10 protein-coding genes and 1 tRNA gene are annotated in these 12,546 nt (G+C 55.0%); 8 read left to right on the top strand and 3 right to left on the bottom strand.

All coding sequences use genetic code 11. The annotated features are described in order from the left end of the window. The first annotated feature begins 12 nt into the window (after positions 1-12). Positions 13-345, top strand: coding sequence for an alpha/beta fold hydrolase family protein (locus RMSM_RS40775; RefSeq protein WP_008693926.1), 333 nt, complete (start codon positions 13-15; stop codon positions 343-345). Then, positions 290-1,000: a YheT family hydrolase gene (locus tag RMSM_RS07875; protein WP_160168256.1), complete on the top strand. Its 711-nt coding sequence runs from the start codon at positions 290-292 to the stop codon at positions 998-1,000. Before RMSM_RS40775 ends, RMSM_RS07875 begins: the two co-directional genes overlap by 56 nt. 12 nt (positions 1,001-1,012) lie before the next feature. Here RMSM_RS07875 and RMSM_RS07870 read toward each other — a convergent pair whose 3' ends face one another. Continuing rightward, positions 1,013-1,375, bottom strand: a complete 363-nt coding sequence (locus RMSM_RS07870; protein ID WP_040764760.1) for a 2Fe-2S iron-sulfur cluster-binding protein — start codon at positions 1,373-1,375, stop codon at positions 1,013-1,015. A gap of 340 nt (positions 1,376-1,715) precedes the next feature. On the opposite strand from RMSM_RS07870, the gene RMSM_RS07865 reads away from it, so the two are divergent. After that, positions 1,716-5,072: a DEAD/DEAH box helicase gene (locus RMSM_RS07865; RefSeq protein ID WP_008693920.1), complete on the top strand. Its 3,357-nt coding sequence runs from the start codon at positions 1,716-1,718 to the stop codon at positions 5,070-5,072. A 278-nt stretch (positions 5,073-5,350) separates the two neighbouring features. Here the strand turns inward: RMSM_RS07865 and RMSM_RS07860 are convergent, their stop codons facing one another. Further along, the gene (locus RMSM_RS07860) at positions 5,351-6,157 is read right to left on the bottom strand and encodes a DUF4184 family protein (RefSeq protein ID WP_040764759.1); all 807 of its coding nucleotides are present in this window, start codon (positions 6,155-6,157) and stop codon (positions 5,351-5,353) included. A gap of 212 nt (positions 6,158-6,369) precedes the next feature. Between RMSM_RS07860 and RMSM_RS07855 the strand changes: the two genes are divergently transcribed. The 5 genes from RMSM_RS07855 (at position 6,370) to RMSM_RS36575 (ending at position 10,962) form a co-directional block, all read left to right on the top strand. Beyond that, positions 6,370-7,839 carry an anthranilate synthase component I family protein gene (locus RMSM_RS07855; RefSeq protein ID WP_008693916.1) on the top strand — a complete coding sequence of 490 codons (1,470 nt, stop codon included), beginning with the start codon at positions 6,370-6,372 and terminating at the stop codon, positions 7,837-7,839. A 110-nt stretch (positions 7,840-7,949) separates the two neighbouring features. Next, a tRNA-Lys gene (locus RMSM_RS07850) sits at positions 7,950-8,022 on the top strand. A gap of 498 nt (positions 8,023-8,520) precedes the next feature. Beyond that, on the top strand, positions 8,521-9,171 hold the full coding sequence (locus tag RMSM_RS07845) for a hypothetical protein (RefSeq protein ID WP_008693914.1): 651 nt from the start codon (positions 8,521-8,523) through the stop codon (positions 9,169-9,171). Between the two features lie 94 nt (positions 9,172-9,265). Then, positions 9,266-9,985 carry a class I SAM-dependent DNA methyltransferase gene (locus tag RMSM_RS07840; protein ID WP_008693912.1) on the top strand — a complete coding sequence of 240 codons (720 nt, stop codon included), beginning with the start codon at positions 9,266-9,268 and terminating at the stop codon, positions 9,983-9,985. Continuing rightward, positions 9,982-10,962, top strand: coding sequence for a hypothetical protein (locus RMSM_RS36575; RefSeq protein ID WP_063870205.1), 981 nt, complete (start codon positions 9,982-9,984; stop codon positions 10,960-10,962). The genes RMSM_RS07840 and RMSM_RS36575 overlap by 4 nt, the downstream gene beginning before the upstream one ends. Here the strand turns inward: RMSM_RS36575 and RMSM_RS07830 are convergent. Then, positions 10,910-11,977 (bottom strand): helix-turn-helix domain-containing protein, encoded by a 1,068-nt coding sequence (locus tag RMSM_RS07830; RefSeq protein ID WP_144057468.1) that lies wholly within the window; start codon positions 11,975-11,977, stop codon positions 10,910-10,912. The two genes, RMSM_RS36575 and RMSM_RS07830, sit on opposite strands and share 53 nt — an antisense overlap. Positions 11,978-12,546 lie beyond the last annotated feature (569 nt).

The following is a 12,546-nucleotide window of genomic DNA, read 5'->3' as shown; positions in this document are numbered from 1 at the left end:
TTATAGCGAATTATGATTTCATTTCAGCCACCTGCTTTTCAACAACATCGCTTGCTGCGAGGTGGACATCTGCAAACCCTCGCGACGGTCACGCCGCCGGGCAAGTTGGGTTTAACGACTGAAAAGCATACGGTGACGCTTGCCGATGGCGACGCCGTGGTGCTGCACGAGACTCGACCGGGCGATTGGCGGGATGATGGGTTGTCGATGTTGTTGGTGCACGGGTTGTCGGGATGCCATGCCCGCCCCCTACATGATTCGCTTGGCAAAGCGATTCCACGAACAAGGTGTGCGTGTTTTCCGCATCGACATGCGTGGTTGTGGCGACGCGTTTGGACTGGTTAAACAATTAACGCATGCGGGGCGAAGCGATGATTTGATTGCGGCACTTGGGGCAATTTCGAATTTGGCCCCTGACAGTCGCTTGGGGGTCGCAGCCGTCTCGTTGGGTGGGAATCAAATTCTGCGAGCGGTCGGCCGGATTGGCGCCGGAGCGGATCCGCAGCCCGATTGGTTTGACAAACTTGATCGCATTGCCGCGATTTGTCCGCCGCTAGATCTAGCACGTTGCAGCGAGAATATGCAGCGGCGGATTCTGCGGCCTTACAACTATTACTTCATCCGCCAATTGATGTCGCGCATCCCCCCCGGCGTACGAGCCCGTAGCGATTTCGCAGCAAGCATTGCCTCGAAGCGCCCCCGCACGCTGCGTGAATTGGATGATCAATTCACCGCCCCGCTAAGTGGTTTCGCAGACGCGCTGGACTACTACGAAAAATCGTCGGCCGCCCATCACATCGAAACGGTGGCGGTCCCCACGTTGGTATTGGCCGCCGAAGACGACCCGGTGGTCCCCGTGGATTGTTTTGCCGACGCTAAACATCACTGGGGTCCCAAAGTGAAACGCGTGGTTTCAAGGCACGGAGGGCACGTGGGGTTCATCGACCGACAACGCAATTGTTGGATGGATCGCGTACTGACGGATTGGTTCGCCTGTTGATCCGATCCTGTATTACCGCGTGGTCCATTCCGGAGCGGGTTCGATTTCGTCCGCCACTGGCGATCCTTGGTCTTTGCGACCGCTGCCTTCAAGTCGGCTGATCAGTTCGACGGTCATGTCATGGTCACAGGCGATTTGGCAGCTCAGACGGACGCCAGACTCTTTGACTTCGCGAACTTTTAATGTTTCTTTTTCGGCTTCGGTGATGTTCTTGGGTTCGCCCTCAACAAATTTTACTCGGCATGTCGTGCACCGTGCTTGGCCGCCGCAAGCGTGCAGTTGGTCGGTTCCCGCGTCTTCAATCAACGCTTTTACGAGTCTTTTTCCAGCACGGACATCAAATTCACCGACGCCTTGAACCGTCAATTTGGGCATGAAATACACCTGCAAGGTACGAGTAGGGAAGATCAAGCTCACATGAGCCAACCCTACACTGTAGCGAGAAAAAGAATCGAGCAAAGACACCATGTTTTCAAAGCAGGGTGCGGTTAGAATCTCGGATTGGCCCACGGCGGGAGCCCCGAGGCAGTGGACATGACGGGTCGCAAATGGCTGAATCACGTGTCAGGCCGAGTGCCCGTGATGCAGGATGATTGTTTTCAGCCGTCGACACAGTCCCTTTTCCCCCTGGTCCCCAACTCACACCCCCGTACTGCGTCGATACAATGGTAGCCCTTTGGTTCATCGAGATTCACGCGACAATGGAAGGCAAAATATGGATTTGATGTCCGACGACGCGATTGCAGCGTTTGGACTTCTCGTCGGCGAAGCGATTGAGCGTTTGGTGAATGAGCACGATGAATCATTGGACAAACGTGCGGCAATGTTGACGGTCGATTCGCCCACACTCAGCCGCGAAGGTCGACAGCTGAAGTTTGAGTTCAAAGTCAAGGGGAATCGCCAACCCACCGCAGCGGCTGCCATTGACGTCCAAGCAGAACAGGACGAAGAGGACGAGGATTTCTCTCCTTCCCCCGACAGCACATCGCTCAAAGCGATTGCGACCTGCGAATGCGCCCAATTCAAGACTCACGACCAATGCTCGCATACGCTTTCAACCGCATGGTGGTTACAAGAACAGCTAGGCCGCCGCAGCATCGGCGAGGTGCTGAATTTCCTTGGTGAATTAGAAGTCGATTCGGTCAGTATTGGCCGTGACCTCGTCGACAACATTCTGACGCTCGCCGAAGAGTCGAGTCGACCGGCGGAAACCACCGACGACGAGACACGGTTGCAATGGCGAATCGGTTTTTCACGCTCTCGCTATTACGCTCCGCTTTCGATTACGCCTTACGAACAGAAGCCACGAAAAAACAAAAAAGGTTGGACCAAGGGCAAAGAAATTCGCGGTTTCGAGTTGCTCAAACGCGACTTCACTGCGTTTCCGATCGACGGCAAGATCGCCGCATTGGTGGCTTCGCGAAGCTATAGCTTTGACGAGGACCACTACGCCGAATTCCAAGCACTTCAATCGCTCGTCGGTCATCCCAACGTCGGCTGGGCCGATGGGGACGCAAGCGATTTGGATGTTTATTCTGCGGAATTGAGTTTGACACTCGAGCCTGTCGAACGCGATTTGGAGGAAGAAGAGGAACAGCACGAAGACAACCACGACACAACGGTTTCGGCGACCCATTTCCGCCCCGTGCTGCACGTGTCGGGTTTCAACATCGATATCAAACAATGTGATGTGGTGATGGGACACAGCAGCCCCGTCGAGCCGCTGGTGATTTTGGCCGATCGCAAACACAACCGTTTGATCGTTTGCACGCTGCGTGATCCGCGAGCGACGCGAGTCATCCAATTTCTATTGAAGAGTGATTTGCAAGACGCCGTTTTGGATGCGGAATCCGCCGCCCGATTGGCGGTCGGATGCGCCGCCGTCGATTCGCTGGTCCGGGTCAACTTGCCTGCCGAGCTGGCTGGACCGATCACCCCGATCACGGGCGAGTTGGTCTTTGAGTTGCGGCCGCGGCCCGGCGCCGGACTGTTGATTTCGCTTGCCATTCACGATGATCGCTTCCGCGAAGTCCTGGCACCGGGGGCGTCGCCCGAAATCGTGCCATGTTTGACCGACGAAGGTCCCATTCGGCTTCAGCGTGACCTGGAGAACGAAAAACAACGCGCCGATTCGGTGGTCGAGCGATTTGAGTTCAACAAATTGAGTGCGGATGCAAATTATCGCTGGGTTGCCGAAAGCGACGAAGCGGCGCTCGATCTGCTCGGTCGTCTGTACGACGGTGGCGGCGATGCGCCGCGGATCATTTGGCCTGAAGGTCAATCCATTCGAGTCCGCGGCGAATTGACCCCCTCGGCTCTTCGCGTGCAAATCGATGATAAACGAGATTGGTTCGGATTGACCGGATCGGTGACGATCGATGGACAAGACATCTCGTTAGCCGATTTGTTGGCCGCGGTTCGCGAAGACCGTGCGCTCGTACGAGTGGGCGATCGCGAGTTCGCTAAGATCAGCGAATCGTTCCGCCGTCGATTACAGCAACTTGGCGACGTCGTCGTCAGCGATCGCGATTCGATGAAGATCGCCGACGCCGCGATGCCGGCGGTTCAAGAATTGATCAGCGACGATGTCGTGCTCGAAGCCACCGCGCGTTGGCACGAATCAGTCAAACGGCTCGAATCGCTAGCCGACTGGTCACCCGAAAAACCCGAAGGGCTCGACGCCGAACTCCGCGACTACCAATTGGATGGCTACCGCTGGTTGGCCCGGTTGAGCAAGTGGGGCGTCGGCGGCGTGCTGGCCGATGACATGGGTTTGGGAAAAACGGTACAAACGCTGGGCGTGTTGTTGGATCGCGCCAAATTAGGGCCTTCACTCGTGATTGCGCCTACCAGCGTTGGAGACAACTGGGTGCGTGAAACCGAACGGTTTACGCCGTCGCTGAAATCGCATCTCTACCGTGATTCGGATCGCCAACAATTGATTGATTCGGTAGGTCCCGGCGACTTGGTCATCGTCAGTTACCAATTGGTTCAGCGGGATGCAAAGAAATTTGCGACTCGTGACTGGAGCACGCTGATTCTCGATGAAGCTCAGTTCATCAAGAACTCGCAAACCAAAACGTCACAAGCGATTCGCTTGATCAACGCGGATTGGCGAATCGGGCTGTCGGGTACTCCGCTGGAAAATCATCTTGGCGAATTGTGGAGTCTGTTTCGAACGCTGTCCCCTGGACTGCTGGGATCATGGGACCGTTTCCGCAATCGTTTTGCCGATCCGATTGAACGCCACAAAGATGACAAACAACGCCAATCGTTGGCGCGTTTGGTCCGCCCGTTCATCCTGCGACGAACCAAAGACAAGGTGCTCAAAGAACTACCTGCGAGAACCGAGATCACGTTGCATGCCGAATTGAGCAAAGCCGAACGCAAACGCTACGAAGACGTGCGAATTGCGGCACTGGCGGAACTGAGCGGCGAATCCGCCGACGCTTCGCAAGCGGGCCAACAACGTATTCGCACGCTGGCGTGGTTGACCCGACTGCGGCAATTGGCCTGCCATCCGCGGTTGGTTGATCCAACGTGGAAGAAAGGCTCGGCGAAACTCGATTTGCTGATGAATTTGGTCGAAGAGCTTCGCGAAGGTGAACACCGAGCGTTGGTATTTAGCCAATTCGTCAAGCATCTCGGTGTGATTCGCGAAGCACTCGATGCGCAAGGAATCGAGTATCAATACCTCGATGGTGCCACTCCGGCATCGGAACGACAACGACGCGTCGATGCGTTCCAAAATGGCGAAGGCGAATTGTTCTTGATCTCACTGAAAGCCGGGGGAACGGGACTCAACCTGACCTCAGCCGACTACGTGATCCACTTAGACCCCTGGTGGAATCCAGCGGTGGAAGATCAAGCGACCGACCGGGCACATCGTATCGGACAACAAAAACCGGTGACCGTCTATCGATTGGTCGCCGAAGGAACGATCGAAGAACAAATCTTGCAACTGCACGCGGACAAACGTGAATTGGTTGCCGGCGTTCTCGATGGTACCGATCGCGCTGCTCGCATGAACACCGAAGAATTGATCAAGTTGATCCGCGAAGGAGCGAGATAATTCGTTAGGAACATATCCTTTGGTAGCGGCACGGCGCGAGCCGTCCGGTTGAGGCGAGTAAAACGTTCGGTTTAGACCGGGCGGCTTGCGCCGCACCGCTACAAACGCCCCCCGTTTAGTGCCATCGACTCTCGTAGTGGGACTTCACCAGCGTTTCGGCTGCTTCAACAGCAATGACGGGAATTCTGGCGAATTCCACTACAAGGGGAATTCTGGCGAATTCCACGACGTGAACATTACCCAATGGCTGACGGAGTCGATGGCCTTGGGCAATCGCCCTACGTTTCGCTCGCCGCCGACTGCTCTTCGTCGCTTTGCAGTGCCCAAATCAAATGCATTGCGATGCAGTACAGCAGCACGATGATCATCATCAGCGCGCCACTTTGTTTGATACAGTGGGCGGCAACGCCCAGCAGCGAATCCGACGGATTCTTTAGCCGAGTCCAGACGAGATGAACTCCCATCGTCAGCATCATCAGCCCCAGGACGGGCCATGTCACCGATCGCGGCAATTGAAAATGACAGCGTTGGTTGGGGTCTCGAGGCTGACGTGAAATCCAGATGTAGAACCCCACTAACATCGGTGGCAGAAACACGACCGAGCTGAGGTGTTGCAGCACCGAATACCACGAGATCGCGCGGTCGCTAAGCGAGATCGCAGTGGTTTTCAAAATAGGAAATTGTTGGACACCCCACCGCCCCCCATGCGTAAACGAGTCCCACAACACGTGCGTTCCGGCGCCAAACATGACACATAAGATGACAGCGATGATAGCGGGGACCGAAAAATCAATCGGCTTGTCCAGCCACGGCCACAGTCGCTCCGAGAGCCGTTTGGGCAACAAATCTGCAAGTGGCCGTTTCAACAGCGATTGGTACAGATAATAGAACACGACTCCGATTGGCAAACAGTGCGTCAAAATTCCCGCGATCGAATGAGTGGCTCGATAGTCGATCCAAGCGGGATAGAACGCCGCGATGTCGGGGATCGCACACCCGATTGCCAATGCTGAAAAAGGCAATCGCCATCGACATAGCCAAGCAATCGGAACCGCTGCGGCAATATGAGTCACGGTGAATGGCATCGAACTGCTAATCGGTAAAAGTTTTGCGAATCCGAACCGGGAACGATACGAATCGAGACCCACGCAGCGTGATCGTCGCACAGAGCTCGACCACCACAGGATCCAAGATAGCTACAAACCAATTAAGTCCCAATCCCTGGTCATTCGGACCCTCGTTTTTTTCGACATCAAGCCACCTAGAGAAACACAATCTTCCTGTTAGCCTTAGCAGCATGACTCGCTCGACTCCCTTTCTCCCTGTCATTCGCCGGCTCTCGGACGATTTTTCGATCGAGCGTGTTTTTTCGCATTTTGCCAGCCGGCCTGGTTGTCTGTGGTTTGATTCGGTCCCAAATTCGACTTCACCGGTCGATGAAGACGTTCCGCTGCCGCGTTATTCATTTTTGATGTCCGACCCGATCGCAACCCTGGTGGCTGAGGTGGGGGATCCCGATCCCTGGCCGGTACTGGAGCGTTGGTATCGCCAATTACCCGCGAACCGGGCTGAGAATCTGCCGCCGATGCAGGGTGGCATCGCGGGATTGATCGGATATGAAGCGGCAACATGGCTCGAGCAGGTCGGGGTGTCGCGGCGCAACGATTTGCCCACACCCGCGATGTCGCTCGGATTGTACGATTGGACGATTGCGATGGACCACGCCGAGGGGACGTCGTGGCTGATTTGCCAAGGTATCCCGGAGGATGCCGGCTTGGATCGTGATCCAGACCGCCCCGATCAAGCCGCAAACCAGACAACGGCCCAGACAGTAGCCCGGGCGACGGTTCGGGCCGACGAGATCGAGGACCAAATTCAACGGGCGTTAAGAAATAGCGTGCCAACCAACACACCGTGTGATCATGCCGATCCCTGCGATCGAGACCAAGTCACCAGCAATTTCAGTAGCCAAGAATTCCGCGCGGCAGTCGCGGATGTGGTCAACCGAATTCGCAGCGGCGACTCGTTCCAAGTCAATCTCGCCCAGCGGTTGTTGCACCCGGCAGTGATCTCGTCTGCGGAACTATATCGCCGACTTCGCGTAGCCAACCCCGCGCCTTATAGCGTTTACTACCACGGCGACCGATTCGAAGTACTCAGCAGCTCGCCCGAATTGTTCCTAAAGCTTGATGGCCGCAGCGTACAGACACGGCCAATCAAAGGCACGGTACCCCGGACTGGCGATGCGGCCGAAGACCAGCGACTTGCCGAGTCACTGCAGCGGAGTTTGAAGGACCGCGCCGAAAACATCATGATCGTCGACCTGATGCGAAACGATCTCTCGCGAGTCTGTCGCGACGACAGCGTCCAAGTCCGTAAGCTGTGCCAAGTCGAACGGTATCAGTTCGTGCAACATTTGGTTTCGATTGTCGAAGGAACACTGCGAGACGACTGCAACGTGATCGATTTACTCAAGGCATGTTTCCCCGGCGGCAGTGTGACCGGGGCGCCCAAGATCGAAGCGATGCGAACGATCGCGGAATTGGAACCCGACCGCCGCGGCCCTTATTGTGGATCGATGGGATACATCAGTTGTTCAGGGCATGCCGAATTTAACATTCTGATTCGCACCGTCACCGCCGCCGGTGGCCAGTGGCAGATTCCGGTCGGCGGAGGAATCACGGCGCGGAGCAATCCTGCGAGCGAAGAAGCGGAAACGTGGACCAAAGCGGAAGGAATTTTGCGTGCGTTACCGGGCCCCCAGTAAGGCTAGTGAGGTCGCTTCGGAAATTGTGCAACCGGTTATTGCGAGCCTCGAAGAAGTTGTTAAAATTGGCTCGTTGATGTGACGGAAACGATTGTTTCCCCGTCAAATAAGCCCCTATAGCTCAGTTGGTAGAGCAACGGACTCTTAATCCGTTTGTCCAAGGTTCGAGCCCTTGTGGGGGTACTGAGAAATGAGCCCGCAGCGATGCGGGCTTTTTTCGTTTCTATACCCCATGGTGCTCGCGAACGCTCGAGCCTGCGAATGGGGATCTGCACGTTGACCTGAGACAGCGACGTGACAGGACATCCACGCTTTGCATTTTTTTTTGCTGGCACGCGGACCTTCTTTTGCCGATTGCTTGATTCTGGTCGCTCGCTGAGAGTGGATCATTCCCGAACGCGTCATTCGCGGTGAAAGCTCGGTCGCACATGACAACCGCCAGTTGCCATTTGTTCACAGGGTAACGTCTCGCAGCCTGCCCTCTTTGCCCCCACGCTACGTCCGTCTGGCTGTCTTTTCGCCGGGACATCTCCATGTCCCTTGGCTGTCCCTCGATGTCTCGCCGGCCAAGAAGTGCAAGGCCATCGAGACAGCTCCTTCGTCGATGGCTTTTCCATCTAGGTTGCTTCAATCGTGCAGGCAACGTCGGAAGCGAAGGAGCAGTGGAGGCATCGATTCGTTATGCAATCTAGCGGAATGGCAGTTGCCGATTCTTACCGTTTTCTGTTCGAAGACGAATCACTCGGACTAACGATCTCGCGTGATATCGGGACTGACAATCAAGTCCACGAGCAAGTCATGCAAGTTCGGCGTGAAGGAGGCGGCGAGTCATCGTTCGCATTTGATTCGTACAGTTTTCATTACAGCATGTTGTATGACGGTCAGCCGATCGGCGCGATGACGGCGATGCGTCCGATCGATGGCGAAGTCGATTGTGCGGAGGTGTATTCACCACATTTGATGACCCGGTATCACGATTGCCTTGTTTCAACGTGCAAGTTCCGGATCAACCGAAGCGGTTGTTCCTCCATGAGGACGCTGCGAACGATGGTACGGGAATTTTGGCGTGACCAGGTCCATATCGGTTCGCGACTGAATTTGATCAACGCCGACAAAAAACTAACTTCGTTTTATCAGCGAATTGGATACGAAGTGATCGAAGGCTCGGATTTCATTCATCCAGTCTTGGGTACCGACAGCATCGCAATGATGATGTCGGCTGATCCCAATCGTCGATCGTTCTGTAGCGACATCTTTGCCAATTTGGATGACATCTTGCCGATGGAAGAGGTCGTAACAAGCTGCTACGAATCGCCAATGATGCTTTCCTAACTACCGCAGCGGACCGACGCTCCGCTGCGGCAATTGCCAACATTCCCACCTCCACTTTTTTACTTCACCCTTTTGCGTCCCAAGGAAGTTTGCCATGACCGTGTATCGCTGGACCAATTACGACCAATACAAGTCCGCAGTAACCTGTGTACGCGAGTATTACGATGCCGTGCATCGCTGCCACGAACTCGCGTTACAGCAGTTGGTGCCACAGCGATGCGAAACGGCGCTGGACATCGCTTGTGGGCATGGCGAATCCACTCAGATCCTAAAGCCTTTCGCGAACCAAATCGTCGGTGTCGACAGCTCCGAAGACTTGATCGACATTGCCAATTCACAAAACGAAGATCCCAGCATTCGCTACGTCTGCTCGACGTTTGCTGACTTCGATGCTGCCGATGAATCAGTCGACTTGATCAGTGCCGCGTGGTACTGGAACCACGTTCATACGATCGAGGACCTCGAGGCCGCCGCGGTGAAGATGGCGTCGCTGATGCGTCCCGGTGGAAGCGTGGCGTTTGTCATTCCGGGGGATTCGTTCACGTCCCGCCGAATCCAAAGCATCGCTCGCGAAGACTTTCAGTGGCGTCAGGCATGGACGCATGAAGAACGTGAATGGACCGAAGGACTTTTTTCCTATGACGACACTTGGATCCAAACCAAAATCTGGCAACCCTTCTTTCTGATGAAGTTCTTTCGCGAGTGGTTCGATTTGTCGACGTGGGATGTCAAAGGCACGCTCGTTCGCGAAGATCGGTTGTCGGGACTCGTCGCGGAACCTCCGTTTGAAATTCTGTATGGGAAACGACGATGATCCGATCACGTCAAACGACTCGTATGAATCTCGGCGCCAACCAATTGTCGTATGCGGCAGGTTCGTCATCGCTGGAACCGTACGGATTTCGTATTCTGGGCCAATCCGACAACCATCGGTTGGCCCAATTGTTGGCTGCGTTTCCCAAGCTTTCCACAATGCTGCACCCCGAATCGCTGATCGTCAGCGCGTATCCGGCGGCATTAGGGTTAGCTGGATTTGCACCGTTTGTCGATACCTACCTGCATCCCCCGACGTTCATTCGAGCCATGCGGCTTGCTGCGTTGGAAAAGCGGACGGTGGTGATGGCCGCACAACCCCTGGCCGGTGTCGATCTGCTGCTGCGAACACTACGAAATCAATTGGAGGTCCCCAAACACATTTTGTGGGCCGCCGGCGGCTACTATTTCCCGTTGTCGTTGGAACGATTCATTTCCGAGCAACTGCGGCAACACGGATGCCACATCGAATACCTGCACTGCTATGGCGTGGCAGAGATTGGGCACACCTGTTTTGCGGCCATGCAGCGATTTGAATCGGGACATCCGCGGTTTCACAAAGTCGCAACCGAGGTCGCCGCATCGGTGGTAGGAACCAATTGTCATCTTGCCCTACAACATGAAAATGGACGCGGCATTGTTACCGAAGATTACGCCGATCAGATCGATGGCGAATGGCTAATCCAAAGCGGTCACGCACGCATGTGTCCAAAGGTGCGAGACGAGCTCGAGTCGTGGTCATCGCATGATTGGAACCGCCGCACCGGCTACCTGGCTGCGGATGCGACCAGGACGAATTACCAATTGCGAGAATGGATCGAGCCCGAACCGGGTAAGACCGAGCTAAGCTATTTTCGGTTCTGGGAACAACATGCCGGTTCGATGCAGTGCAAACCGAAATGGAACCGCGTCGCCGGGGGAATCCTCACGCCACCGAACAGGCCGAATCATATGCACGATCATCGCTTGCGGGTTTGACGATACACTGAAACGCACGCAACGAATTGGTGATCACCCGCCGCCGCGTCACCGATCGAAAACGTGATCCGACAACACGATGAAACAGATGAGCGTAGTGCGAGGTAGTAGAGACACGGGTATAGGTGTCGTCCGACTCGTCACTATGCTGCTGCGCGAATTCACAGATTGGAAAATTGAATTCGGGCATTGTGGTGCCACATTCTTGGAACCCGATCGATTTGAGCCGACGGATATTGATGGGACTCGCACCAAAGGAAACCATGCGGAAATCTTCGGCCATCGGATCGATCGACAACATGGCGATTTGACAGAACACCGCATAGCTGAGACTGTCGGTCACCTTGTACCATGCAGAGCCTCCGGCGTCTTTGAATTCCACTGCGGAATCAAGCACCAAGTTCTGGCTCTCGTCCAAAATGTCGTCGGGTCCGATATCCATGAACGAGATGACGCCATCACGCAGTCGTTCGTAAGCCGAATCGGTCACCGGCAATACCACGCTGGCGCCGTATCGCTTTCCATCGGCCGCCGCTAACAGAATCGATTGCGGATGTCGACGCCACACCGCCAAATAACGATCCTCGTAGCTGCCGTATCGTTCGTTTAGCTTCTTGTCGGCGGCGACAAACAAACGGTCATCTTCGGTCGGATCCGAGCCATCAAGATGCATTCGCCAACTGTCTCGCATCCGCTGAATCACACCACAAGCGTCCGCTTCGTTTTCACAAAACGCTTCGTCACTGGGCACCGTTTTACTCTGGATGAATTGCGATAGCGACCATGGCCAGGCGTCGAATTGATCGTCTTTCTGCGACGTATCGCTGATCACTTCCTCATAGGGCAATGACAAAGCATCGGCAATTCGACGTAGCATTTTTGCGGACAGATGCCGCTTGCCCGCTTCTGCGAATTGCAGGGTCCGAACGGCCACTCCGGCCTGAACGGCAAGCTGAAGTTGCGAGAGCCCGAGTTCTTTTCGTGTCTGACTGATTTTGATGCTGCCTTTGGGCATTTCACGGTACTCGCTCGTGTGCGGAATAAACTGAAATTGACAACCGACCTGATCACTTTGCGCCAATATTGCGCACGGCAATATCGATATTATTCTAATCTGCAGCGTTCGGCGAGTCGCAGACTTGAGGCGGGTCAGTAAATACCGACCGATGGGGCATCGCCTCAAGTCACGACTTACCCCATTTAACAACCACACCGTATCGATTGCAAATCACGTGAATCCGGGTGCTTTCGCTAGTTTCAAGCGTTTTTAACGCTTCGAGGGACTCCTCTTAAACGCCATTAACGATTCTCCGCCCTCTCGCTGGCGTTCCAGTCTTCCTAGCTTACCAACAACGAAAAAGTTCCCAAATGAAAAATCGAATACAGGGGCCCAAAACTCCGTAATATCCGGAGCAAAGGGACGATGCCTGCCGAACAACCTCCCCAGCCGCTGCGCCCAACTTGCGCAATTGACGTGTCGCAACTGATCTTTTGCTCCTCGCCAGCTCCGAAGAGCGAACATCGGCAGCACGAATGGCTTCAAGATGAGACAAATTAGACAAACACATCTGGGGGGACGACTCC

Origin of the sequence: Rhodopirellula maiorica SM1 (genome assembly GCF_000346295.1) — a bacterium.
GTDB lineage: Bacteria > Planctomycetota > Planctomycetia > Pirellulales > Pirellulaceae > Novipirellula > Novipirellula maiorica.
This window is presented reverse-complemented; position numbering and strand designations above follow the sequence as displayed.